Source organism: Borreliella valaisiana VS116 (genome assembly GCF_000170955.2).
Classification (GTDB): Bacteria; Spirochaetota; Spirochaetia; order Borreliales; family Borreliaceae; genus Borreliella; species Borreliella valaisiana.
Map to the genome: position 1 here is coordinate 344499 of NZ_ABCY02000001.1, position 26879 is coordinate 371377.

Here is a 26879-nt window from a genome sequence, read left to right on the forward strand (position 1 = left end):
AGCTTATTTATGGTCAAAATAGGAGACTTCAAAATCTATTTTATTATCAATTCCTTCAACAAAGTATAAATTAATTCTATTAACATTATTTTTATCTATTACTTTGTTACCAGAATCAATAAAATAATAATAAATTCTATCCTTAGGTAAATTTTTAAGCTTAATAGTATAAATTCCCTTATTATCTTCTTTTTCAATAAGCCTATTTAAAAAAGGATTAAAATTATTAAAACTACCAGCTATTGTAACTACTTGTCCAGGACGACCTATATAAAAAATTTCAACCTCGTTATTGTCATACGATTGTATTGGATTCCTCAAAGAAATATAACTGGACTTCTCTTTAGCAATCTCAATTTTAGAAAATGGGGTTAAATCCTCATTGTAAACCACATTTTTATTATATTCGTCATTAGTCCAAACACCGTCCACAATAAGCCTATATTTTACATCACTTGTGCCATGAGGAATATTAACTTTAACAAAAAAAACTCCATACTCATTTTTTTTGAATAAATATTTCTTAGAATACTGATCAAAGTCAAAGGCAGCAAAAATTTTTCTAATGTCCTTATTAGGAGGATAAAATAATAATATACGATTGGAATCAACCATGGGCTCAAGATTGTCTTTTCTTGTTGAAACTTCCAAAAATTCATTTAAACTCAAATCAAAATCATACATTACATAACTATCTGAAAAAAGATTATTAACACATAAAGCTGCAAAAACCAATAAACATAAATACCTTTCTTTCATAGATTATATACAAAGCTCACAATAATAATTCTTTTGGAAGAATACTACACATTTAAACTTTTTAACATTATACTAAAAACATACATTAAAGTAAATAATACGAGGAGTATAAAATGGGTTTTCATATTTATGAAATCAAAGCTAGACAAATTATTGATTCCAGGGGGAATCCAACAGTTGAAGCTGATGTAATTTTGGAAGATGGAACTTGTGGAAGATCTGCCGTGCCGTCAGGTGCATCAACAGGAATTAACGAAGCTGTTGAGCTTAGAGATGGTGATAAATCTGTATATATGGGAAAAGGAGTTTTAAAAGCAATTGAAAATATAAAAAACATAATTGCCCCAGAACTTGAAGGTATGAGCGCCTTAAATCAGGTTGCAATCGACAGAAAAATGCTTGAACTTGATGGCACCCCTACAAAAGAAAAGCTAGGCGCTAATGCAATCTTAGCAGTTTCAATGGCTACAGCTAAAGCTGCTGCAAAGTACCTTGGACTTAAGGCTTATCAATATCTTGGAGCTTACAAAGCTAACATTTTGCCTACACCCATGTGTAATATTATTAATGGTGGTGCACATTCTGACAACTCTGTTGATTTTCAGGAGTTCATGATAATGCCCGTAGGAGCAAAAACTTTCAGCGAAGCAATAAGAATTGCAGCAGAAGTTTTTCATACACTAAAAGGCATTTTAAACGATAAAGGATATGCAACTTCTGTTGGAGATGAAGGGGGATTTGCTCCAAATTTAAAATCAAATGAAGAAGCCTGCGAGATGATTATAGAATCAATAAAAAAAGCGGGTTATGAGCCTGGGAAAGACATAGCAATAGCTCTTGATCCAGCAACATCTGAGCTTTATGATCCAAAAACAAAAAAATATGTACTTAAATGGTCAACAAAAGAAGAACTTACTTCCGAACAAATGGTTGAATATTGGTCAAAATGGGTAGAAAAATATCCAATTATTTCAATTGAAGATGGCATGGCCGAAGAAGATTGGGATGGATGGAAAAAACTTACAGACAAAATTGGAAACAAAATACAACTTGTTGGAGATGATTTATTTGTAACAAATACCTCATTTCTTAAAAAGGGAATTGAAATGGGGGTTGCTAATTCAATTCTTATTAAGGTAAATCAAATCGGAACACTAACAGAAACATTCGAAGCTGTTGAAATGGCCAAAAAAGCAGGATACACAGCGATAGTATCCCACAGATCAGGAGAAACAGAAGATACTACAATAGCTGATCTTGTCGTAGCTCTTGGAACAGGGCAAATCAAAACTGGTTCACTCTCAAGAACAGACAGAATAGCAAAATATAATCAACTAATACGAATAGAAGAAGAATTGGAAACAACCGCTGAATACCACGGTAAAAACGTATTTTATTCCATTAAGCAAAAATAAAAAAAATCCCTTTAAAGGGATTTTTTTTTATTTTTGCTTAAATAAAAATGTAAAATTATAAAAAATAAAATTATCTTTTAGAAAATTGAAAACTTTTTCGAGCTTTTTTCTGCCCAAATTTTTTACGTTCAACTTTCCTTGAATCTCTTGTTAAGAAACCATTAGATCTCAAAATCATCTTGTTAGATTCATCAAGTTCAAATAGAGCACGTGAAATGCCGTGCCTTATTGCTCCTGATTGACCTGAAATCCCTCCCCCATAAACATTAATATAAAGATCATATTTTCCAAGTGTATTTGTCAAAACTAAAGGCGATAGTGCCATTGTTCTTAAATTTTCAAGTTGGATGTAAGAGTCAAAGTCTCTATTATTTACTTTAATATTGCCATTACCCTCTCTGATGTAAACTCTAGCAACAGAAGATTTTCTTCTACCGGTTCCCATTGATAAATTAACATTGCTAAAATTTGATTTTTTCATTTTATCCCTCTTAAATTAGCTTCCAATTTTACAGGATTTTGAGCTTTAAGAGCATGCTCTGAACCAGGAAAGACTCTTAAATTTCTAAAAAGATTGCGCCCCAAAGGACCTTTTGGCAACATACCTTTAATAGCAATCTCAAGAGGTGCACACGGCTTTCTCTCTGACAATGTTCTAAAAGTATCAGAATAAAGACCTCCCGGATATCTTGAGTGCCTATAATAAAGTTTTTGTTGATATTTTTTCCCCGTAAGCCTAATCTTAGAAGCATTAATAATAATAACATTATCACCTAAATCTTGGTGAGGAGTATAATAAGCTTTATGCTTACCTCTTAAAATTTTAACAGCATCCACAGCAACTTTACCTAAAATTCTATCTGCTGCATCAATTACATACCATTTCTTCTCAACAGTTTTTGGCTTGATCCAAATCGTAACATTATTGGTTATTTTATTCATAATAGCACATTACCCTAACATATAATTTTATGCATAAATCTCATTCATTGTATTATTTGCAAGGATCACTGTCAAGTCCATCAATAAACTTATTTTTAAGATCAAAACAAATTTTTTTAAAATTATCCAGATCTCCTTTAGAAAACTTCAAGGGAACAATAGATGGAATATTAAAATTTGGACTAATTAAATACCCATATTTTAGAAATACATTAAAAATTTCCGCATGATAACAAGCATCATAAAGAGGAAACATATACCTATCAATCACTCTAAACAAAGATGTCGCAAAAGAATTAAAATCAACATTGAAATTTTTCTTATACAATAAAAGCTTGCTTAATGTATGTCTAGCCAAAGATAAAGTTAAAGCATCAAAATTATCTTTAAATTCTATTTTTCTAGAAAGATTATCTATAACAACAATACTAACAGACATGTAATTGGGCAAAGGAATATTAAAAATCATGGGATATTTAATATTATTAAATCCTACTTTAAACTCATATATTCCTTCTTCTTTTTCCCAAGGCATAAAAAATTTATCTTTACCAGTTAAAGATAATAAAAATTCTTTTGCATCTTGTTCTAGTTTAAAAATATAAACAGATCCAGCCTCTTTAAAAAAAGTAAATACTAAATTGACAAACTGATTTTTAAAAACAGAAGGATAAGGGGATATTAAGCCCCTTGACACAGTTTGCTTAAAAAGGCGATTTAAACCTTGAAGCCTATAGCCTAAAAAATTTTTTCCACCATTTAAATATAAATCTAAATATCTCTTACCATTAATATCATAAAGATAAAAAAATCTTGCCCTTTTTATCACTGGCAAATTATCTATTAAGGACAAATCATACATTTGATAAACTTTGTAAAAGAATTTCATTTGCAAGTATAGGATTAATTTTCCCTGAAGATTTTTTCATTATTTGTCCCATCATAAATTTGATAGCATGATCTTTGCCCTTTTTGTAAAGCTCAATTGATTTAGGATTTTCGTTCAAAACTTCAAGCACAATCTGTTTAATAACAAATTTGTCACTTACTTGTTCTAATTGATTTTCACTTATAATAACAGAAGCTGGAACCTCTCTAGTAATCATCTCTGAAAATACTTTTTTTGCCATTTTGCCACTTATTTTTCCAGCAACAATAAATTCAACAAGCTCTGTAATATGGCTTGGGGACAAATTAAACTCAAGAACACTAATTCCTCTATCATTAAGAACGTTTAAAACTTCAGACAATATCCAATTGGCTACTTTTTTAGGATCACTTGCATTAATAACAGATTCTTCAAAATATCTAAGCAGATGCTTATCTGATGTTAAAGTAATAACATCAAAATCACTTAGCCCATATTGGTCTTTAAGTCTAATTCTTGCATCAAATGGAAGTTCAATTAACTTTAAATTTTTAATATTATCAATATAAAAATCATCAATCTCTATTAAAGGTAAATCGGGTTCTTGAAAATAACGATAATCAGATACTGTCTCTTTATCCCTTTGAATCACTGTAATCCCACTCTTATCATCAAACCCTCTGGTATGCTTACCATATCTATCAAGAGTTTTTCTAAATTGAATCCATTCCTCTTGTTGCCTTAATTCTTCATATTCAATAGCAGCTTTAATAGATTTAAAAGAATTTAAATTTTTTATTTCAGCTATAGGAGTTTTATACTCAACATCACTCTCTCTAACAATTAAATTAACATTTACGTCACATCTAAAAGAACCATTTTCCATATTACATTCCGACAAATCAAGATACCTAAAAATTTCCCTTAAAGAATTTAAAAAAGCAACTGCCTCATCCCCACTGCTAATATCTGGAGCAGAAACAATTTCAAGCAAAGGAGCACCTGAACGATTAAAATCAATATAACTTTGATTTTCACTATCTAACAAATGTAGACTCTTACCTGAATCTTCTTCCATATGAATTCTAATAATGTTAATCTTTTTTAACCCAGAAGAGGTTTCAATTAGCAAACTTCCTCCTTCACAAATTGGCTTATCATTTTGCGAGATTTGATATCCTTTTGGCAAATCTGGATAATAATAATGTTTTCTATCAAATTTAACAACATGCCTAATATTTGAATTTGTGGCATGTCCTGCTAAAATTGCACTATTAATAAGCTCTACATTTACACTTGGCAATGATCCAGGTAACCCAAGACAAATTGGACAAATACGAGAGTTAGGAACTCCTCCAAACTCATTTTTACATCCACAAAAAGCCTTTGTTCTTAAACCTAGTTGAATATGAATTTCTAATCCAATAACTAATTTATATTCCATTCAATCCCAATTCCCTAATCACATTTTTTGAAAAACTTAAAAGTTCAAAATCCTTCTTGCTACGCCCAATAATTTGCATTCCAATCGATAATCCTTCCTTATCCTTAGAATACGGAAATGAAATAGCGGGAGCTCCAATAAGATTTGCAATCACAGTACAAATATCTGAATAATACATTTTAACAGGATCGTCAAAATCTAAACCAACTCTAAAAGGTTTAACAAAACTTGTTGGAGTAATAATAAAATCGCAACTTTCAAAAAGCTTGTTAAATTTGGGAATAATCAAATTTTGAAGAATTTCACAAGCCTTTGCATAATATTTGGCATCATACCCTTCTGACAATAAATAATTTCCAAGAACAATACGCCTTTTAACTTCTTCTGATAAGAAATTACTCCTATGTTTAAAATAAAAATCATTAAGACTTAAATTTTCTGATATTCTCTTACCATAACAAAGTCCAGTATAACGAGCAAGATTGGAAGATGCTTCAACAGGAGAAATTGTATAATAAATTGATAAAACAATATTAATCTCTTCTATTGAAACTTCTTTTATATTAATACCTTTTGATAAAAGATCAAGTTTAAACTTGGCAAAACTACTTGCAACATTCTTGTCCATTAGATCTTCACTAAGTTCTTTAATTAAAGCTAAATTTTTACCTTGCAACGACTCTATTTTTAAAGGATAAAAATCATCATCAAAGATATCTATACTAGTAGAATCCATTTTGTCAGCTCCACAAGTATGCTTTAAGATTAAAGCAATATCTTCAATAGAATGAGAAAAAAATCCTATTTGATCAAAAGACGAAGCATAAGATGCAAGCCCATAACGAGAAAGGCCTCCATAAGAAGGTTTAAAGCCTAAAATTCCCGAAAAAGATGCGGGAAGTCTAACAGATCCTCCAGTATCACTGCCAAGCGAAAAAGGTGCTTGAAAAGCTGAAACCACAGCTGCAGAGCCCCCAGAACTACCTCCCACAACATATTCTTTATTTAAAGGATTTAAAGTTGCGCCATAACAAGAAAATTCACAAGTAGAACCCATGGCAAATTCATCCATATTGGTTCTACCAATTATAATTGCTCCTTTATTTTTAAGCCTTTTGACCACAGTAGCATCATAAGGAGAAACATAGCCTTTTAAAATTTCAGAAGCACAAGTTAAAGATTTATTTTGAATTGAAATATTATCTTTAACAGCAATAAGCATACCAATTAAAGGCAAATCTTCTAATTCACAATTCTTTAAACGCTCGTCATACCTTTTTGCAATCTCTAAAGAATCATCAAAAAATTCAATATATCCATTGATATCTTTGTTTAATTCATAATTATTTTTATAAGCAAGTAAAATATCATAAATTTTACACTTTTTAGTTAAAACTAATTCTTGAATTTTAGTTAAAGTTAAATTGCTTAAGTCCAAGACCTTATCCTTATTCCAATATTTTAGGAGATGAAAAATATCCATCTAAAAACGAATTACTAAGCTTTTTAATTGACTCAATAGAAAGAGAAAATCTTACTTCATCCTCACGCAATGTAGAAATCTTTTTCTTATTAGCATCAAAATTAACTTGAACCTCAAAGTTTGAAATTTCATTAACCAATCTAATAACTTTCTCAAATTTTGAAATAAATTTATCTTCACTCTCAATGCTAAGTGTAAATAAACTTAATTTTAAACTATTTTCTAAATGTATATCTTGCAAAATAAACCTCTAGACTTTAATAATTTTTTTAACATACTCAGGACTCAAAATAGCCTTTTTACCATTTGTCAAACTAATTTTAACAAACTGTAAGCTACCTTGATACCAGCTATCAACAACTATCCCCTTTTCTCCATTATAAATTATATAATCTCCAATATTAAATTTACTATCCCTTTTATTATCAATAAAAAAATTACTAAAATTCTCTTTTAAATACTCGGGAATAAAGATAATATCATAAGAGTTTTTGTCAATATCTTGAAAAAAAACAGAAGGCGCGGTGCTTTTAAAAGAACCTCTAAAAGCTCGCCTTAAATTTAAAGTAACAATAAGTTCTGATTTGGCTCTTGTGATTGCAACATAAAAAAGCCTCCTCTCTTCCTCAAGTCTATCTTCTGTTAATTCTTCAATTTCAGCTGGCAAAAGACCTTTTTCAAGTCCAGAAATCACAACTCTATCAAATTCAAGCCCCTTAACACCATGAATTGAAGACAAAAATATATTGGACTTAAAATCCCCAGAAATTAAAGGAGAAAGTGAAGAATTTTCTAAAAATATAGCAAGACCTTCAAACGTACCTGAATATTCAATTCCACTATTAATAAGCTCATCAATATTCCTTAATTTTTCATCCTTATCAAATTTTTTATAATAATCTAAAATACCAAACTTAATTACAACATCCTCAATAAAAGCAGATAAATTAATATAATTATCCTCAAAAAGTTTCTTACCAAGCTCATCATAAGTATTTAAAAACAATAAAAGAGACTCTTTGACTCTATTTTTAAGCAAACTCAAAACCTTTTTACTCGCACAAAATAAATTGAAATTAACATCATCATCGTTTAAAGTACTAATTATTTTTTCTAAAGTATTTTTTCCAATTCCTCTAGAAGGCTTGTTTATCATTCTCAAAAAAGCTATTTTATCTCTCTTGTTTATAAAAAGTCTAAGCAAACAAATAATGTCCTTTATTTCCTCTCTATCATAAAATTTAATTGATCCTAAAACTTTGTATGGAATATTCTTCTTTAAAAAAGATGTTTCAAAATGAAACGATTGGGAATTAAATCTATAAAGTATTGCTGTATCAATATCATTATCAACAAGCAAGTTAGAAAAATATTCAGCTTCATCTGATGTGCTTTGAAAAACTAAAAATTTCATTCTTTTATCAGAACTATTTCTAGTTGTTATTTGTTTCTCGTACCTATTCTTATTTTTTGAGATAACCTCATTTGCAATATCAACTATATTTGAATTTGAACGATAATTTTGCATTAAATAAAATTTAACAACATTGCCAAAAGTTTTTTCAAATTCAAGAATATTTTCAATTCTAGCTCCTCTAAAAGAATATATTGACTGATCTTCATCTCCTACAACCATAAAATACATACCATCTAAATAAAGTTCTTTCAAAAATAAAAATTGTGAATAATTTGTATCTTGATACTCATCTACAAAAATAACTTTAAATTTGGATTGAATATATTCTTTTAGAGATTTAGATTGTCTTAGCATTAGAATAGGTTTAATAATAAGATCTGAAAAATCAAAAGCATTATTCTTGGCTTTCTCTTCTTCATAAATTTTGATATATTCATGCTCCTTTTCTCTAAATTCAATAAATTTTTCTAAGAAAAAATTTTCTTTGTCTTTTAAAATCAAAGCTGCAATATGTTTTGCCATTTCAAGACTTGGAGCAAGATCAATTTGTTTGATAAATCTAGCAACATCATTAGTATCCCAAATTGTAAAATTTGAATCATAATTTTTGTCAAAATCCTTATAGTAAAATCTCAAAAGCCAAGACCCAAAAGAATGAAAAGTTTGAATATGAAGTTTCTTGTCAAATTTTAAAAGATCATTTATTCTGGCATTCATTTCATTTGCAGCTTTATTGGTAAAAGTTAAAGCCAAAATTTCATTGGGATCTATATTCATATGTTTGATTAAATATACAATTTTTGCAATTATAACCCTTGTTTTACCACTCCCGGGCCCTGCTAAAACAAGAATTGGATTTTTACTTTTACTAAAAACAATTTTTTCTTGAGAAGTATTTAAGCTAGAAAAAAAATTTTTTATTTTAACCATTACTAATAAACTTCAGAAACCTTAAGATCAAACCCTGAAGGTGTTTTTACCCAAAAGAATTGGACAGCAAAAATTTCTTTTCCCTGCTCTTTTAAAACAGAAGTAATGTCTCTGTCATTAAGAATAATATTAACATCAGAAAGTCTTGAAAAAAATAGTATCAAAGATTTTTCAAAAGATAAATTAATAGGAATCCCTTTGGACGCAAAAAAAGACTTGCCATGAAGATTGTTTTCATCAGCATATCTAAAAAATGTATCATTTAAAAAATCAATTTTTAAATCAATATTTGAAAGTTTCTGAGAAGAATATAGGGTAAGATAATCACCACTTGGCAACTTTTCAGTTCCCTTAACATCAAACTGCCAATTTAAAATATTAAATCTATTGTCAATATTAGTTTCAGATACATATTTAACATTTAAAGCAAAAGATTCTAAACTTACATTGGCTATTTTCGACTTATCATAATAATAATTCTCATAAATAATTTTGACTCTCATATTATCATCAAGATTTATCTCTTTAAACTCTCCTAGATTAAAAATATTTTTACTTTTTTCAGACTCATCAACAATAACTAAATCATCACCAATAAAGGATGCTCTATACTTTGCAATATTATCGCCATTTGTTAAAGATAAAAAATCCCCCTCTTTAAGAGAAAGATTCCAAAAATTTTTTTTATCAAAAGACACTTCATGAACATTTAAAATTATCTTCTCATCCTGACTAAGCTTAAAGATTTTTTTAAAATAAACTTCTATTCCTCCAAAAGCAAAAACCACAAATAATAGTAAAATAACACCGACAATTCCTAAAAAGATTTTAAACGTACTTAAAGACTTTAAACTAAAAAAAATAAATTTTTTATCCGAAACTTTATTGTCGCTTAAAAATCCTAAATTTGAAATTTTATCTTCAGATCTAATCCCAATATAACTATTATTAAGTCTACTTTTATAATCCTTAAAAAGTGTTGATATCAATTTAGAATCAATATCTAAATATTCACTATAAGTTCTTAAAAATCCAACAGCCAAAACTTCATTTGGAAAAATTTCAATATTAGAATCTTCAAGAGCTTCAAGATACTTAATAGAAATTTTAATGTCATCAGCTACCATTTCAAGAGTCAAATTTTTACCATTTCTAACTTTTCTCAAATAACTCCCAAATTTAATAAAATCATTTTCTTCCATAGATTTAACCCTTTAATTTTTTTTAATATCATATAAAAAATTATCTACCTTATTTGAAGATTTTGGAGGATCATACTTAAATTTGCTATCAAGAATTCCAACATTAAACTTCACAGCAGTTAAATCAATAACTATTTCACGCCCACCACTAGTAGGATAAGCAGTAATTCTTCTAATTATTCCGTCCGGAGCAAAAGCAATAATAAAAGAATTAATAGTAGCAGCCCCCTTGTAAAGCTTTCTGGAAAAGGTTAATTTAATATATTTTCCAGACTCAGATGAATCAAGATCTTCTGGATTTGGAGAATTAGCATAAGACACACTGTACTCACTATTTAAAACTTTCATAAGACCTCCACCACTGCTACCTTTTACTAATTGTTGATTAAATGAAGTCCCAAGGGATGGAACATAAACTGTCAAAAATTCACCATCGCTTACAAAAACTTGATTATTTGAATCTAGATTAATAATAAACTTGTCTGGAAACTTATAAAGCAAAACACCTGTTTGCTTTAATCCCTTTAAAGTAAAATTAATTGTTGCCTGCATATCTTCTATATTCTGATACTTAGCATAAATTCCTTCAAAGTATTGATTTGCAGATATTTGAGCAAACGCAGCAACAGGATATAAAACCAATAAAAGTATTGTTTTTATCATTCTATGAACTCTTATTATTATTAAGCTTAAGCTATTAACAAAGCTAAATTTAAACTATTTTATTTATTGCCAATAAACTTTATTTCCATAATACTACATATCATAGAAATAAACTATTATTAATAGTAATAGTTTAATACATAAAATAAAAATTTAAAGCTTGGGTATAAACACCTTTAAAGAATTAGGATTTAGTAATAATGTCTTTGAATTACGTTGAAATAAATACTTTGATTAAAGAAATTCCTTTTACAAACTCTTTAATAAAAAAAATAATACAACCGGATTACAAAAGTTTGATTTTAGAGCTTTACAATAAAATTGAAAATAAAAAATTTAAAATATTAATCTCTTTAAATCCAAACACTACTAGATTTCATATAACAAAAAAAATTTTCAAAAAGAATGCTTTAAAGTTAAGATTTTCTGACTTCTTAAAATCAAAAATTCAAAATGGAAAAATTCTAAAAGCTTTCCAAATGAGAAATGAAAGAATCATTTATCTTGAAATTTTAAAAAAGGACATAATTATCTTATTTATTAAATTGTGGCCATCTTCTCCAAATATAATAGCCACAAACTCAAACTTTAAAATACTAGATGCATATTACAGAAGACCAAAAATAAAAGAAACATCGGGTGAAATCTTTTTAAAAGCTAAAGAAATACAGGAAAGCAATAAAATTTCTAATAAAAAAATCTTGGGTCTAAAAGAAGGATACAATAATGCCACACACACATCTTATTCTGAATTTCTTGAAAATTATTACGAATCGCTCAGTAATCAAATTAAAAAAAACAATATAAAAGAATTGCTTCTTGAAAAATATAAAAAAGATTTGATTTTTTTAGAAAAAAGAATAGAGTCTTTAAAACAACAAATTAAGCTGATTGAAAACATTGAAAATGAAAAAGAAAAAGGTGAATTGATTTTATTAAATATTAACAAAATACAAAAAGGGATTAAAGAAATAACTCTCTTAAATTATAAAGAAGAAAGAATAAAAATATCATTAAACCAATCATTGTCACCAAAAGAAAATGCCTTGCAATATTTTAAAACATATAAAAAAGGTAAAAATTCTTTTAAAATCATACAAAATCAATTAAAAGAAAATCTAGAAAAATTTAATTTAATCCAATCAAAAATAACAATGTTAAAGATCGAAAATTTCATTCCAAAAGAAGAATATACTCAAGAAGAAACTGTTATTAAAAGAAAAGAAAAGATACCAAAAATAGGTTTGCATTTTACCTTTTGTGAATTTGAAATTATTATTGGAAGAAACGCAAAAGAAAACGATGAACTTTTAAGACACTGTGTTAAGGGAAATGACTATTGGCTTCATACAAGAGATTATCCTGGAGCTTATGTTTTTATTAAAAGTCAAAAAAATAAAACTCCTTGCCTTAATGTCCTTTTGGCTGCTGGTAATTTATGCGTAAATTATACAAAATTAGCAAAAAAATCTGGAAAAGCAGATCTTTATTACACTCAAGTTAAAAATTTAAGAAGAGTTAAAAACGGAAAGCTAGGCCATGTAATTCCAAAAGCAGAAAAAAATTTACATATTAAACTAGATGAAAATCTAATAAAAAAAATCAAACATCAAACCTAAGCACTACTTATGCACTACTTATAGCAAAGCAAAGTTTTGAATTTTTTATAAAATATTGTTATTCAAAGATAAAAAGCATAAAATTTATAAGAGTGGAGGAAAAATTTTATGATTTCAAAGTTAACAAAAATTGTAGCAACAATATCTGATCTTAGATGCGAACCAGAACACATAAAAGATTTATACGATGCGGGAGTAAATGTCATAAGACTAAATACTGCTCATCAATCACACGAAGATACAATAAAAGTAATAAACAATGTTAGAAAAATTTCCAATAAAATAGCTCTAATGATTGACACAAAAGGACCGGAAGTTAGAACAGCAAATATTGAAAATCCTATTATTGTAAAAACTGGAGACAAAGTAATCATCTCAACTTCGCCTATTAATGAACCTAAAAGCTTTCAAACCAATTATGATGGATTTGTTAAAGAAGTACCCCAAGGATCTAAAGTGCTAATTGATGACGGTGAGCTTGAAATGACTGTTGTTACCAAATTGCCTGATCGATTAATTTGTGAAATTAAAAATGATGGCCAAATTAAAAATAAAAAATCAATCAACACTCCTGGCATTTCTCTTAAATTGCAATCAGTAACCGAAAAGGACAAAGGATTTATTGAGCTTGCAGCAAAATATAATATTGATTTTATCGCTCATTCATTTGTAAGGCATTCCAAAGACGTTCAAGACGTCCAAAAAATTTTAAATGCTGCTGGAAATCCTGATGTAAAAATTATATCCAAAATCGAAAATCAAGAAGGAATTGACAATATTGAAGAAATTGTAAAAACATCTTATGGAATAATGGTTGCAAGAGGAGATATGGGAGTCGAAATTCCTGCAGAAGATGTACCCATTGCTCAACTCAAAATAACACAAACCTGCATAAAGTATGGAATACCTGTGATTACAGCTACTCAAATGCTCCATACAATGATTGAAAATCCAAGACCTACTAGAGCAGAAGTATCTGACATCGCTAATGCTATTTTAAACGGTACAGATGCAATTATGCTATCTGGAGAAACCGCTTACGGAAAATATCCAATTGAAGCAGTAAAGATGATGACAAGCATTGCTAAAAAAGTTGAGAAACACAGAAAAATGACCTTATATAAAGATGAGCTTTTTTACGACAAAAGCATTACAAGAAACTATATTATTAAATGTGCAATTGATGCCACAAAGCTCATGGATGTAAAAGCAATTATTGTAGATTCTCTAAAAGGAAAAACCGCAAGAATAATGGCAACTTACAGAGCAAGTGTTCCATTATTCATTACAACAAATAGTGAGAGACTAGCAAGAGAATTGACATTATCTTACGGGGTTTATTCTAATCTTGTAGACAATAACTTTAAAAGAACTACTGAATTTGTAGTAACCTCTCTTAAAATGCTAAAAGAACAAGGTGTTGTTAATGACAAAGATACTGTAATAATTATTTCTGGCAACCCAAATAGAGATATTGACAAAGGAACAGAATTTATGGAAATAAACACAGTAGAAGATGCAATCAAGGGGCGAAATATATAAAGCAAGTCAGACGCCCCTTGGTTGAAAACATATTTTATTCAAATAATACAAACAACTTATCGTTTGAATTGACAGAAAAAAAAACTCACAAAGCCATTTTAACAAGTTATGGAAACTATGAGTTTTTTTTAAAAAATGAATGTTTGTTTAGAAAAATAATATCAAATCAAACTAATAATGTATTTATAATCTCTGAAGCAAAAAGTGATTTTTTAATCAATATCTCCAATCATAATGTATGGAAAATTTTTAATAAAAATATTAAAGTAAACCTAAAAATATTTAAATTATTAAAAAATTTAAATTTTATCAATATAGACGATAAACTAATCGAAAACGATCATAAAATCGAAATTACATTAAATTTTATTAGCAATATAAAGAATAATATAAAAATAATTCCAATAATTTTTGGGAAAACTTGCAATAAACATTTACTAAAATTTTGCGAGTTTTTAAAACCTTTCATAAGTAAAGAAGAAAATTCATTTATTTTGCTATCTTACTTTATTTCAAAATCTACAAACATAAAAAAAGCCCTAAAGCTTGAAGAAAATTTAAAGCGCATCTTTCTTGAAGAAAAATCACCTACTCTCAATTTAATACTAGAAAACTATAAATCAAAAAAAATATTCCCGGAAAACATAAACGCAATCATGACTATTTCAAGCCTTTTTAAAAATTTTGAATTTACAGACTCAAAAATAACAGTCAACTCCCCAGAATACCTAATATCAAGCAACATTTTAATAAAATAAAATTATCAAAATTAAAATTTTATAAAAAGTTTTCTATTTTTTTGCAGTTTTTCTTTAAAAAAGCATCAAGTCCCATCTTTGAAATACTTCTTAATGCATTAGCAGAAACCTTAATATTAATGCTTCTTCCAAGATTTGGAATAAAAAATTTTTTATTTATTAAATTAACCTTAAAAGTTCTTTTGGTTTTTACTCCAATATGTTGCCCAGCACCACCTTTTTTCTTAGCAAGACCCTTTCTTGGAACATTGTTCCCAAACATAGTTTTCTTCCCTGTTATTTCGCACTTTCTAGCCATTTAAACACTCCTCCTTATGATTTTTTTTCCAAATATAAATCCATTAACTTTAAAAATAAAGCTAAACTACCTAAAATATTTTTCATTATACCTCCAAAGTTTAAATTGTTTCCATAGCTTTTAGCAAGATCCATATCAAGTTCTTTCCAATTATAAATCAGCTCTCTTTCTAAAGAAACCTTTGAATAGTCTGAAAGACAATCTTGCAATCGCTGCTCAATAGAATAAATTTTAGAATAATATTCACTTGATATAGTAAACGCCCTTTTATTAACATCTGCTATTATATTTAACAATAATTTCTCCGAAGATTTATCCCCCACAGAAGCTCTATGTAGCAATGCATTTATTCTATTACCATAGCCACCTTGCTCTCCTAAATTAGAATCAAAATCCATAAGATTTGCATAAATATTAATCAAGGCATGCATGTCATTAGACATTTCTCTTGAAAGCTCTATAAGCTTCCATTGTCCTTTAATAATAAGTAAATTAATAATATCATTAAGATCTTTTTTCACAAAATGAATAGTATATGTTCTCAAATAAACCAAAAGCTCACAATAAATATAGCCTGAAGTGCTCATAATTTTAGATACAATCTTTTCATTCATTTTTTCATTATAATTATCCAAATTTAAAAAAGATATTCCTGGAAAAAGCTGTTCGGCTAATATTTTAGATTTGTTATTTTTTTGCAAAACTTTAATCTTTTCAATTTCAGTGGCAACATGCTTGGTAAGATCATTAAAAAATATTTTTGCTACCGGATTAGGTTTTTGTCCAACAGAAATAGGAAAATAATCTGGATCCCCACTAACATATCTTATTAGATACAAAATTTCTTTACTCTTATTTATATCTAAAATGGAAGAAATAATCTTAATCCAGACATTAGATTTAATAGGAAAATCCTCTTTATTTCCATAAATTTCTAAAATAATGTCATAAAGGTTTTTCCAAATAGAAATATTCTTAACACAAGATATACATTCTAACAAATCTTTAAGATCATCTATAATAACTCCACAACCTATAGAGCTAAATCTAGGCCTATACACAAAATCATCTTCTGGAAGCAAGCTATCAAAATTTTTAAGAACTAAATAGTATTGATATAAAACTAAATCAAAAAAATTATGCAAAGCTTGATAAGTTTCATCTATTAATTTAATTTGCTCTTGAGTTATGTTTTTAAACAAATAAGATAAATTATTATGTAAATTTTTAGGAAGATCTGAAGAAAAATTTATGTTATCGCTTGCAGAAAAAGAATAAATATAATCTAAAGATTTTTTCTGATTTTCATTTAAATATCTTTCAACAACAAAATGAATAACTTTATTGGAATTTTTATATCTTTGGGCAAATGGCCTTAAGGGAAAAAAAATTTTATAAAAATTATAAAGAAATCTAGAAAATTGGGGTAAAGCTTGAATTTTTGAAGCATTAAAAAAATTACTTACTCTGCTTAAACTAACTTTAACTTCTTTTAACCTTTTTTGCTTTATTTGCTCAGAAGTAAGTTCTTTATTAATACTAAACATAGAAAGTATAAAATCAAATAAACCCAAATTTATCGTCCCCCTAAAACTCTTTAATTCCCGTGCTCTATTTTTCTAATTAAAAATGGGAATAAATATTAACTATAAAAATTATACATAATTTATTGTAAAATAAAAGAAAAAACTTGAATAATTTTATGAGAATAAAAAATTTAATGCTAATAGCAATTTTATTGATTAGCCCCAGCTGTTCAAAAAATAAGAATATAATTGTACTAACTGACAACAAAACAATACCATTTTATATAAATCAATTTAACATTGAAAATAAACTAAATTTTATAATTAAGTTTAGAAATAACATTGATCTGCAAACAGTAGAAAAAGAAAATGCACAAATAATTATTTCTAAAAACATTGGCAATACAAATATTGTTAATCATTTTAAATCCATAAAAACCAATTATAATCCGGATTACCCTATCTTAAAACATATTTTCAAACAATTTAACCACAAAATTATCCCATTAAGCTTTGACATTCCCATTTTAATCTATAAAAATACACACCAAATTAAAAAATACATAAACACTAAATATTTAAAAGAAGAATACGAAAATTTCATTAAAGATGGAAAATTCTTTATATCACCTTATATTTCTGAAAATTTATTTTATGTGATTTCTGAAATAAATGATGTGAGATTTTCTTTTGAAAAGAGTAAACTAAATTATAATGAAAATAAAATTTTAAAAATGCTAGAATATTTCTCATCATTTTTAAATGCAAAACAAATGGATTTGCAAAAAGATTTCTTTAATAAATACGGCTACCTAAAACTAAACAAAATATTGCTTAATAAAAAATCTCCTTTAATAGCGGGATTTAGTGATTTAACCTTCTACAATAGCTTGAGCCAACAAGAGAAAACACAAATAGAATTTTCATATTTAATCAACAATAACGATGAAATTGTTATCTCAAGCCCAAATTTTATTGGCATTTTAGAAACATCTATTTTAACTAAAAAATTTATCAGCTGGATTTTAGATAAAAAAACCCAAAAAACCCTAATTGGATTTAATAATCAATACCAAAATATATGTTTTGGATTTGCTAATGGTTTTACTCCTTACAAAGAATTAAATTTGAAAATAAAGCACTCAATCGATGGAATATCTCCTTTTATTATTGATGAAACTCAAATCAACAGCCATTCTTATATATTAAGCAAAAAAACAATTGAAAAAGAAAACTTACTAATAAATGAGTGGTTTTTCTCTAGAATTAAAAATCTAAAAAAAATTAATAATTAATTATGCCTTTCGCTATAATTTACAATTATTATTTTAAAAATAAGAAAAAACAATAAAGCAGCAAGAATAGCTAAAGATATATACACGCTATTAAAAACATATATAAGAAGAGAAGTGAAGACCATTAAAAAATAATTCACAAAAAGACAAATAATCCCTGAAAAAATAGCTATCATTAATGAGACTAGAAAAATCATAACCTTGGAATTGAAATTAAATTCTATTTTAGAAAACAAAGAGATAAAAAACGCCCCCATTAAAACTAGCAAAATAGGAGAAATTAGCAATGCCAAACTTAAAGAAAAAATATTAATTAATTTCGAATTTAATATAGAGATCTTACGAAAAGCACTTGACAAATTTTGAATTTTTAAAAAAAATCCAACTTCAGTAAAATTTGAAAATAAAGCTAAATTTTCTACATTTTCATTAATCTTGACAACCTCTAAAACGTTTGTATCAAAACTATCTGCAGACACAAAGACTTTAGTAAGAGTAATCTCACTCTCTTCATTATCTTTATCCAAAACATTTTGATACACAAAATTACCTCTCAAAGTAGCAAATGGAATTTTAATGTGCAATATAATATTTCCTGTCTTATTAAATCTAATAAGTTCAAAATTTTTTATTATTTTAGAATAATTATTAAAGGTGACAACTTTTTGCATATAAATATAATCATAAAAACCTCTATTAGAATCTGATTGCAATAAAAACACATCGTTTATTCCGTAATATTCAAAATATTTTTCAATCTCATCAAAAAAAAGATATCTTTTTCTAAGCTTTTCAAGTGATTTATTTTTATAATTCAAAATTTCAGTATCATTGGGTAATAGTTTATTAAGATTCGAAAAACCATAATAAGCTAATTTAAATTTTTCAGTATTAAGATACAAAAAATTTTTTTGCTTTTCTTCAGAAATTAACTGTATTTTTTCTTTTTCAAAATTTCTATTTTCATTAATAAACTTTAAAGTCAAATTTAAAAGCGCAACAAAATTATCGTCTTTTGTTGCAACATAAGCAATATAAGCAAAGTAATTAGCCGTATAATAATCATTTTGGGAAATAAATTCATTGACAATATTTAAAAAATCTTGCTTTTTAAGGTTTCTCAAAGGATATAGTGAAAAAGTTTTTTTAACCTTTTCCAAATCAACGTCATAGTTTGGAATTTTATTATATTCAGATTTCACTAAATAATAATTTGTTAAAAGTTCTTCATTATTTACATAAATAATTCGCATTTTATCATATATTCTAATCAAATTTTCAAGATGCTTTCTCTTTTGTTTCATTGAATCTGACAAATCAGAAGATAAAAAAAATCTACTTGAAGACAAACTTATATCTATGTTTTTAATCTTCAGAGATATTTCATTTGCTTCACTTTCAAGAAGATTATATCTATCGTAACTAAACTTATACTCATTTCTCTGGGCAATTATATAAGGTAATATTAAATTAAATATAAAAGTAAAAAAAATCCCTATAATAAAAAATACTAGTAAAAATGCATAAAGCCGAGAAAATAAATACCCATTATACGATTTTAAATAAATCTTTATTTCTTGCTGAACAAAAAAAGCAAAGTAAATACAAACAATAAAAATAAAAAATCCATAAAAATACTTATAAAAAAGTAAAATAGAATCAAAAAAAGCTGCTATTAATTTATGTTTTTCTAAAAAATTCTCTCCAAAAAAATAAGAATAACTAAAAATTAAACCTAGAAAAAAACACAGAAAAATAATAAAGTTGCTCAAAAATGCATATATTTCTCTTTTCATAAGCTTTAAGAATTAACTACCCTTATATAAATTATCATCTAAATCTTTGCTGATTTTAATATATTCTGAAACAAATCCAAATAAATAGGTAGAAAAAAAAGTTAAAACACAAAAAATAAAAGGAATAAAATCAGATATCATGCTCTTTCCTATTATTACATTGTAAATTTTAGGAAACTCAATCGAGTAAACATTATAAATTTTTAAAAAAAGTATAATAAAGATGGGATAAAGAAATATTGCAAAACTATTCGAAAAAATAAGATTAAAAATATAAAAAAACGAAAATAACAATAAAGCAATTCCCAATATATTAAAAATTAAATTTAAGTAATTGAGTGAGAGTAGAAAATTATTCAAAATTTTTAAATCCTTGAAAATAAAATCAACAAAGTTATTATAAATCTTTTGCTCTAAAAAATTATTCTCAATAAAATCAACCTTACTAGAATCGGAAAGATTTGATTGGTAAGAAAAACTTTTATCCTTTTTGTCATTCTCTGAAACGATTAAAACTCCATTCAAACCATAAAGTTTGGGTCTATTGCTAGAAAATATTATTTTACCATTTAAAAAATGCACAATCTCATCTTTAAGAATAAAATTATTATTATTTCTATTATCATTAACATAGTAAGAATGAAAACTATGACTAACCAAAAATCCTAAATAAGAAAACAATAAAATAAGAATAAAGATAGTGCAATAAAAATAAAAAGTCTCTCTAGACGGCTTTAAAACCATTCCATAAAAAGGATAAGGAATCCTCATAAAAGTAACAACAAGCGACAAAGGGAAAGAATAAATATAGGCATTGTAATAAAGACTATAACTAAAAATGGAAAAATTAAAATACAAAAACTTATATTTTAAATAAAATGTGCAGATAAACATTAAAGAAAAAAGGCAAAATATTAAAATAAACCTATAAATTATTAAAAAGATCAATCTTAAAGAATCAAACACAGCAAATCCTCCCCCCTCAATAATTGAAAAAACTTTAAGCCTTTTTACTACCGACCAAAATATTTTTAATCTTTTCCTTAGCTTCTTCAAAGCTAATTTGCAAAGCTAAGCTAATTTCGTGCTCCAATATTAACTCAAAATCATTCAAAATCCTTTTTTCGTAAAAAGGAAGTTCTTTTTGAGTAGATTTTTTATATAAAAATTTATATAACTTTGCTGTATCTAAAATATCGCTTTTTTTATAAAATTCATGACCGCCATCTTTTATTTTTTTTGAGTCTATTTGACCTTCAAACTCTTTAATAACATCAAAAACTTCTTCTACCTTTTCCCTACTAACCAAAGCTCTAATTCCAAAATCGTCAACCTTAGCAACAGGAACCATAAAAATCATATCACTAAATGGAAAATGTATTTCATAATAATCAATAATCTCCCCATTAAACTCTTTAGTTCTAATATCCTTAATTGTACCTACTCCGTGCATTGGATAAACTACCGATTGATTTAGCAAAAATGCCATAATTACCTCATAAAATATAAATGGTTGAAATTTAAAAGCTCATAAAAAAACGCTTAAATTGGTCCTAATACTAAATTTATTTTCATAAAATAAATTTTCAAGATATCTATCATTACAAAAGCTTATTATTACACTAGGAGTAAGTTTATTAATATTTGCAAAAAACATTTCTTTATTTCTCTTTACAGCTTTTAAATCATAATACCCAATAAAACTAATTTCTTTATGAGATTCTTTCAATCTTAAAAATTTTTTCTTTGAAATCACTTTATCCTTATCAATAATATAACATGTTTTATGGGCATTTTCTAGTATTTCCATTAAAATGAGAAGAATTGTATTTGAATCATAACAGTCAATATTAACTCTTTTAAAAATCCTACAAAAAAATCTTACAATCTTAGAATTTAAAAAAACAAGAGAAGAATTTTTAATGTGATTTCTAAATTTTTTAAAAATTAAAACCTTTAGAAAACCTTTAAATCCAATAAAAATTACTATTGAATGATAAGGATGACCTGTAAGATACGTAAATCTGCTTATAAGCTTGCTGCGACTATCAAAAACATCTATAGGCACACCTAAAAAATAAAATCTGTCTGGTTTTGAATATATGTCTTTTAAATTAGCCATTACAATCCTCTAACAATGCCTTAAAATAAGCAAGTGAATAAATAATAGCCGTATCCGCTCGTAAAATTGGAGTGTTAAACCTTACAAAATTAAAGTCTTTCTCCTTGAAAAAGGAAATTTCTGAATCCGAAAAGCATCCTTCAGGACCTATTATAATTCCAATTTTGCTAAAATTTTCAAAACTTTCATTTTTGCCTAAAAGCATTCCACTTTGATGAGCAACATAATATTTAGTAGTACAAAAAGAATAAGGTAAATAAAAAAAATTATTATAAAAATTGATTTTAGGTACAATTTTATTACCGCTTTGCTTTAAGGCCTCATCTATTATTTTTGAAAATCTTAAAGTTTTGGCAGAGGTATTGCTTATATCTATTTTAGACACAGAACGATCTGCATTAATAATATTAATTTCTGAAACTCCAATTTCAACAATCTGTCTTAAAACCGAATCTATTTTTTTACCCTTTAAACTAGAAATAAAAATACTTATCTCAAAATTATTTTTTTCAATTTTATCTATTTTATTGGTAGCAAACTTAATAAAGTTACTACCAATCTTTACTATTTCTGACATTCTTAATTCCTTATCTTTTAAAAGAATTTTCAGCTTATCACCTTTTTTAAGTCGTCTTACATTAACAAGATGATGATATATTCTCATATCTTTAACAATAATAAAATCGCCTGCTAAACAATTAGCATCCAAAACAATTTGCTTCACAATTTAATTACCTAATTTAGATAAATATTCACAAGCTGCTTTTAAAACCTTGTCATAATGTAGATTATAAATTGGAAGCTCCTTATTATTATCTTGATAGTAATTAAAAAACACATACTTACCTAAAAATTCTTTATCAATTTTATATTTTGGATTTTCTTTAACAAGATTTTCAACAAAAAAATCAATTTCTTGTTCAGTAATAGACTTTTTGTCTTTTAAAAAACTTTCTATTAGCTTTTTATCAAAAATTTCTTTATATATTAATGCTTCCTCTTCAGAAAAATCTGGCGATTTTATTTCCAAATCAGGTTCAATCCCAACTTTATGGATACTCTTCCCAGATGGAGTATAATACTTTGAACTTGTAATTTTAAATCCACCAGTATAAAAAGGAACTACATGCTGAATGAGCCCTTTGCCATAAGACTTTTCGCCTATAATATAGGCCCTCTTATTATCTTTTAAGGCCCCTACAAAAACCTCTGATGCTGACGCTGATGATTTATCTATTAAAGCAACAATTTTTATATCTGAAGGCAAAATTTGTTTTGAGCTTGCCTTATAATCAACAGGCTTGCTGGAATTTCTTGATTTTGTGGAAACAATAGTTCCTTTAGATAAAATATTATCTGCCATTTTAATAGCTGCCTGAAAATATCCCCCGGTATTAAGCCTTAAATCCAAAATTAAAGATTTAATATTTCTATTCTTAAGATTGTCTAAAGCTTTGCTAAAAGCTCCGGAAGTGTGCGGATTGAAGCTCACTATTCTTATATAGCCAATATCTGAATTAATAACATCATACTTGATTGTTTGTATTTCTATCTTTTCTCTTGTAAGTTCAAAATCCAATGTTAAATTTTTTCCCCTAAGAATAGATACTTTGACTTTTGTACCTTCTTTACCTTTCAAAAGATCAACAACTTGATCTACTTCCATAGAAGAGACGCTCTTACCATCAACAGCGATAATACAATCTCCAGATTTAATTCCAGCCTTATAAGCCGGACCTCCCTCAAAAGGAGTAACAATAGCAACGCAAGCATTATTAGTATCAAGATCTTTTGCCTTGTCTTGCTTATCTTGAGAATGCATTTTTTTTATTATTGAAATTCCAATACCAACATAATCTCCTACCGTTGTTTTTGAAATTTCTTCTAAATCCTTTTTTGTCAAATATTGAGAATAAGGATCTCCTAAGGCTTGAAATATTCCTTTTAAAGCGCCTTCAAAAATTACTTCATCGTTTACAGGATCCACATAATTTTCTTTTACAAATTCAAAAGCTTGAATCATCATCTGCTCATAATTAGATCTTGATAACTTATTACTATTAGATTCATCAAAAGCAAAAATAGATTCAACAATTACTAGAGAGCTTATACCTAAAGTCAATAAAAAATACACGCATATTAAAAATTTATTTTTCATTTATTCATCCCTAATGCAAAAATTAAAACTTGATTTTATTTCCATAATATAATATTTTAAAACTATGTTAAACTCACACCCTAAAAAAAAACAAAGCCTTCAAAGAGTAAGCCTTATTATATTACAAATGCTTGAGAGCCTTTTGGTTTTAGTCTTACTATACCACGCTATTAATAGATTAATTTTTATTAACAATTACTCAATAAAGTTTATGCTAACATTTATTTTATATTCACCTGAGTTTTTCATGGCCAATTTAACACTCTATTATTTTATCTACGAAAAATTTATAATTCTTCACAGCATTATAGTAATAACTAAATTATTCCAAATAATATTAACATTATTATTATTTGTCTTAGGATTTACTTTTAAAATGTACGTCTATCAAACCTCTTTGTCCATACTTTTAGGGATTACAGTAGTTTATCTAGTATTTAATATAGTAATTTTAGCACTGATTAAAGCAAAAAGAAAAACAGTGGAGTAAAGCTTGATTATTATTCCTGTAGCCAGTGGTAAGGGAGGAGTTGGCAAATCCCTTTTCTCGGTAAACATAGCAATTTGCCTGGCAAATGAAGGGAAAAATGTCTTGCTTATCGATCTTGACCTTGGGGCATCTAATTTGCATTCAATGTTAAACATTATTCCTAAAAAAAGTATAGGCACATTTTTAAAAACAAAGATTAATTTCCAAGACATTATTATTGAATCTGGAATTAAAAATCTAAGCTTCATTGCGGGAGATTCTGACATTCCAGAACTTGCTAATATAGCTGCTTCTCAAAAAAAAACTATAATAAGAAATTTAAAATCTTTAAAATATGATTACTTGGTGATTGATCTTGGAGCAGGAACAGCTTTTAATATCATAGACTTTTTTTTAATGTCAAAAAGAGGAGTAATAGTAACAACACCAACGGTAACAGCTACAATGAATGCATATTTATTTCTTAAAAATATAATATTTAGACTCTTATCAAGCGTTTTTAAAAGAGGAACAAAAGGAAATGAAATCCTCACAACAATAAAACAAAATTCAATAGATCTTCAAAAGGTATATATACCTAATTTACTGTCAAAACTCGAAAACGAAGATCCTGAAAATTACTCTAAATTTGACAAATTGTTTAAAACAATTTGTCCTTTTATGATATTTAATATGCTCAAAACTCCCAATGATATTGAAAAAACAGAAAAAATAATAAAATCGGCAAAAAACTATTTAAGCATAAACTTACAAAGCATTGGAGCAATCTATAAAGATGAAATAGTTGATCAAGCTTTAAACAACAAAATCCCCATCACTATATACAAACCTACAAGTTCAACCTCTAAAAGCATAAAAAAAATTGCAAAAAAATTGATTGAAATTGAAGACTTAACAAATGATGCTGAACTTTTAAACGAAGAAGATTTAATTGAAAGCTATGATTTCGTGCTAAGAGAAGCCCAAGAAGAATATATTGGAAAAATTGAATACCTTGAATCGTTGATAAAAAACAAAACAATAGAAAGTAGTGAAATTATTGATATAATAAAATCTCAGAAAAGAGAAATCGAAACCTTAAGAAAGCAAAATATGTTATTTAAAAAAAAGCTTTTTGAAAAGCTTGAAAAGGCTAAGGAGGTCTAATGCCAAATTATATAAATTACCCAAATTGGTTACATCCTGAAGTGATTCAAGGCATACCAATTACATGGTATAGCCTATCTTACATTTTTATTATAATAATCTCTTATAAGTTTATTTGGTATCAAATACAATCAGACAAAATTGATATCAAAAAAGAAGATTATGAAACATTTATGTTCTCACTTGTACTTGGAGCAATTTTAGGAGGCAGATTGGCGTCTACCTTGGTTTACGATAAATCAGGTATTTATTATTCTCATCCTTGGTTAATTTTTTTACCATTCGATCAAAATTGGAATTTTACAGGCTTTAGGGGCATGGCTATCCATGGTGGGTTTTTAGGTGCAATAGTTGCTCCTCTAATCGTAATAAACACAAAACTTAAAAATACAAATGTTCAAAAATATTTTCTAAAACTAACAGACTATGGAGCAATAGCTTTTTCTTCTGGCTACATACTTGGAAGACTTGCTAATTTCGCAAATGCAGAACTTTATGGAAGAGTAATAAAAGGAGGAATAATATTCCCTAATGCAGAACCATTTGACACAAATATTCCGGGTGTAAAAGAATTTGCATCATCTGTGGGAATTGAAATTTTGCCTCATGATCTGCTAATTAACCTCCCAAGAATACCTTCTCAACTTATTGAAGGATTTTTCGAAGGACCTGTAACTTTTATGTTACTATGGTTTTTATTTAGAAAAATCAAAAAATATGATGGATTTATTTTTGGTACATATATAATGCTTTACGCTTTTTTCAGGTTCTTTATTGAATATTTAAGAGAACCAGACAGAGAACTTGGATTTATAATAAACTACAAACCAATTAAAAGTCTGTCCGAATTTTCTTTTTTAAACATATCAATGGGACAAATTCTCTCACTAGCACTAATGCTCTCAGGCTTAATCTGGATAATAGTCACTAAAAAAATCGCAGATAAAAAAATAAAATATAATACTAACTTGGCATACAAAAATTAAAATAAAAGCAAGCCAACAAA

At 27.1% G+C, this 26879-nt stretch carries 26 protein-coding genes; 8 read left to right on the forward strand and 18 right to left on the reverse strand.

Annotation, left to right across the window (positions count from 1 at the left end; translation table 11 throughout):
* Positions 1-3 precede the first annotated feature (3 nt).
* Complete coding sequence (locus BVAVS116_RS01650; RefSeq protein WP_006068805.1) at positions 4-735, reverse strand: hypothetical protein; 732 nt, start codon at positions 733-735, stop codon at positions 4-6.
* A 137-nt stretch (positions 736-872) separates the two neighbouring features.
* On the opposite strand from BVAVS116_RS01650, the gene eno reads away from it, so the two are divergent.
* Positions 873-2174: a phosphopyruvate hydratase gene (gene eno / locus BVAVS116_RS01655; RefSeq protein WP_006068943.1), complete on the forward strand. Its 1302-nt coding sequence runs from the start codon at positions 873-875 to the stop codon at positions 2172-2174.
* Between the two features lie 70 nt (positions 2175-2244).
* On the opposite strand, the gene rpsI is transcribed toward eno, so the two are convergent.
* From rpsI to BVAVS116_RS01700, 9 genes are read right to left on the reverse strand one after another with little or no spacing between them, the layout of a single operon-like run.
* Positions 2245-2655 (reverse strand): 30S ribosomal protein S9, encoded by a 411-nt coding sequence (gene rpsI, locus BVAVS116_RS01660; protein WP_006068816.1) that lies wholly within the window; start codon positions 2653-2655, stop codon positions 2245-2247.
* Positions 2652-3116 carry a 50S ribosomal protein L13 gene (gene rplM, locus BVAVS116_RS01665; protein WP_006068967.1) on the reverse strand — a complete coding sequence of 155 codons (465 nt, stop codon included), beginning with the start codon at positions 3114-3116 and terminating at the stop codon, positions 2652-2654. Before rplM ends, rpsI begins: the two co-directional genes overlap by 4 nt.
* Before the next feature lie 52 nt (positions 3117-3168).
* The gene (locus BVAVS116_RS01670) at positions 3169-3978 is read right to left on the reverse strand and encodes a hypothetical protein (RefSeq protein WP_006068651.1); all 810 of its coding nucleotides are present in this window, start codon (positions 3976-3978) and stop codon (positions 3169-3171) included.
* Complete coding sequence (gene gatB, locus BVAVS116_RS01675) at positions 3971-5428, reverse strand: Asp-tRNA(Asn)/Glu-tRNA(Gln) amidotransferase subunit GatB (RefSeq protein ID WP_006068718.1); 1458 nt, start codon at positions 5426-5428, stop codon at positions 3971-3973. The genes BVAVS116_RS01670 and gatB overlap by 8 nt, the downstream gene beginning before the upstream one ends.
* A complete protein-coding gene (gene gatA / locus BVAVS116_RS01680; protein WP_006068676.1) occupies positions 5418-6866 on the reverse strand; it encodes an Asp-tRNA(Asn)/Glu-tRNA(Gln) amidotransferase subunit GatA in 1449 nt (482 codons plus the stop codon). The genes gatB and gatA overlap by 11 nt, the downstream gene beginning before the upstream one ends.
* Before the next feature lie 10 nt (positions 6867-6876).
* Entirely contained in the window at positions 6877-7152 is a 276-nt protein-coding gene (gene gatC, locus BVAVS116_RS01685) for an Asp-tRNA(Asn)/Glu-tRNA(Gln) amidotransferase subunit GatC (protein WP_006068579.1), read from the reverse strand.
* 9 nt (positions 7153-7161) lie between these two features.
* Entirely contained in the window at positions 7162-9258 is a 2097-nt protein-coding gene (locus BVAVS116_RS01690; protein WP_006068868.1) for an ATP-dependent helicase, read from the reverse strand.
* A 2-nt stretch (positions 9259-9260) separates the two neighbouring features.
* Entirely contained in the window at positions 9261-10460 is a 1200-nt protein-coding gene (locus BVAVS116_RS01695; RefSeq protein ID WP_006068770.1) for a BB_0345 family helix-turn-helix protein, read from the reverse strand.
* A gap of 12 nt (positions 10461-10472) precedes the next feature.
* On the reverse strand, positions 10473-11123 hold the full coding sequence (locus BVAVS116_RS01700; RefSeq protein WP_006068325.1) for a LolA family protein: 651 nt from the start codon (positions 11121-11123) through the stop codon (positions 10473-10475).
* 200 nt (positions 11124-11323) lie between these two features.
* Here BVAVS116_RS01700 and BVAVS116_RS01705 point away from each other — a divergent pair, with 200 nt between their 5' ends.
* From BVAVS116_RS01705 to amrB, 3 genes are all read left to right on the forward strand, one after another.
* Complete coding sequence (locus tag BVAVS116_RS01705) at positions 11324-12742, forward strand: NFACT RNA binding domain-containing protein (protein WP_006068234.1); 1419 nt, start codon at positions 11324-11326, stop codon at positions 12740-12742.
* 108 nt (positions 12743-12850) lie between these two features.
* On the forward strand, positions 12851-14284 hold the full coding sequence (pyk, locus tag BVAVS116_RS01710) for a pyruvate kinase (RefSeq protein WP_006068391.1): 1434 nt from the start codon (positions 12851-12853) through the stop codon (positions 14282-14284).
* A 17-nt stretch (positions 14285-14301) separates the two neighbouring features.
* Positions 14302-15042, forward strand: a complete 741-nt coding sequence (gene amrB / locus BVAVS116_RS01715) for an AmmeMemoRadiSam system protein B (protein ID WP_006068725.1) — start codon at positions 14302-14304, stop codon at positions 15040-15042.
* Between the two features lie 19 nt (positions 15043-15061).
* Here the strand turns inward: amrB and rpmB are convergent, their stop codons facing one another.
* Both rpmB and BVAVS116_RS01725 read right to left on the reverse strand, forming a co-directional pair.
* Positions 15062-15340, reverse strand: a complete 279-nt coding sequence (rpmB, locus tag BVAVS116_RS01720) for a 50S ribosomal protein L28 (RefSeq protein WP_006068611.1) — start codon at positions 15338-15340, stop codon at positions 15062-15064.
* A gap of 14 nt (positions 15341-15354) precedes the next feature.
* Positions 15355-16920 (reverse strand): hypothetical protein, encoded by a 1566-nt coding sequence (locus BVAVS116_RS01725; RefSeq protein ID WP_040351332.1) that lies wholly within the window; start codon positions 16918-16920, stop codon positions 15355-15357.
* A gap of 110 nt (positions 16921-17030) precedes the next feature.
* On the opposite strand from BVAVS116_RS01725, the gene BVAVS116_RS01730 reads away from it, so the two are divergent.
* Complete coding sequence (locus BVAVS116_RS01730; RefSeq protein WP_006068316.1) at positions 17031-18161, forward strand: hypothetical protein; 1131 nt, start codon at positions 17031-17033, stop codon at positions 18159-18161.
* On the opposite strand, the gene BVAVS116_RS01735 is transcribed toward BVAVS116_RS01730, so the two are convergent.
* The 6 genes from BVAVS116_RS01735 to BVAVS116_RS01760 are packed head-to-tail and all read right to left on the reverse strand — an operon-like array spanning position 18158 to position 24237.
* Entirely contained in the window at positions 18158-19957 is a 1800-nt protein-coding gene (locus tag BVAVS116_RS01735; protein WP_006068228.1) for a hypothetical protein, read from the reverse strand. The genes BVAVS116_RS01730 and BVAVS116_RS01735 overlap by 4 nt on opposite strands.
* A gap of 12 nt (positions 19958-19969) precedes the next feature.
* Entirely contained in the window at positions 19970-20923 is a 954-nt protein-coding gene (locus BVAVS116_RS01740) for a hypothetical protein (protein ID WP_006068513.1), read from the reverse strand.
* A 34-nt stretch (positions 20924-20957) separates the two neighbouring features.
* Positions 20958-21446, reverse strand: a complete 489-nt coding sequence (locus BVAVS116_RS01745) for a CarD family transcriptional regulator (RefSeq protein ID WP_006068352.1) — start codon at positions 21444-21446, stop codon at positions 20958-20960.
* A gap of 39 nt (positions 21447-21485) precedes the next feature.
* A complete protein-coding gene (locus BVAVS116_RS01750; RefSeq protein WP_006068726.1) occupies positions 21486-22079 on the reverse strand; it encodes a hypothetical protein in 594 nt (197 codons plus the stop codon).
* Complete coding sequence (locus BVAVS116_RS01755) at positions 22072-22803, reverse strand: 16S rRNA (uracil(1498)-N(3))-methyltransferase (protein WP_006068592.1); 732 nt, start codon at positions 22801-22803, stop codon at positions 22072-22074. The genes BVAVS116_RS01750 and BVAVS116_RS01755 overlap by 8 nt, the downstream gene beginning before the upstream one ends.
* Positions 22804-22806: 3 nt before the next feature.
* Entirely contained in the window at positions 22807-24237 is a 1431-nt protein-coding gene (locus BVAVS116_RS01760) for a S41 family peptidase (RefSeq protein WP_006068919.1), read from the reverse strand.
* 64 nt (positions 24238-24301) lie between these two features.
* Between BVAVS116_RS01760 and BVAVS116_RS06850 the strand changes: the two genes are divergently transcribed.
* Genes BVAVS116_RS06850 through lgt form a run of 3 tightly spaced genes read left to right on the forward strand, consistent with a single transcriptional unit; the run spans position 24302 to position 26859 of the window.
* Complete coding sequence (locus BVAVS116_RS06850; protein WP_006068587.1) at positions 24302-24727, forward strand: hypothetical protein; 426 nt, start codon at positions 24302-24304, stop codon at positions 24725-24727.
* A gap of 3 nt (positions 24728-24730) precedes the next feature.
* Positions 24731-25873, forward strand: coding sequence for a MinD/ParA family protein (locus BVAVS116_RS01765; protein ID WP_006068799.1), 1143 nt, complete (start codon positions 24731-24733; stop codon positions 25871-25873).
* Complete coding sequence (lgt, locus tag BVAVS116_RS01770; protein ID WP_006068633.1) at positions 25873-26859, forward strand: prolipoprotein diacylglyceryl transferase; 987 nt, start codon at positions 25873-25875, stop codon at positions 26857-26859. The genes BVAVS116_RS01765 and lgt overlap by 1 nt, the downstream gene beginning before the upstream one ends.
* Positions 26860-26879: the final 20 nt, after the last annotated feature.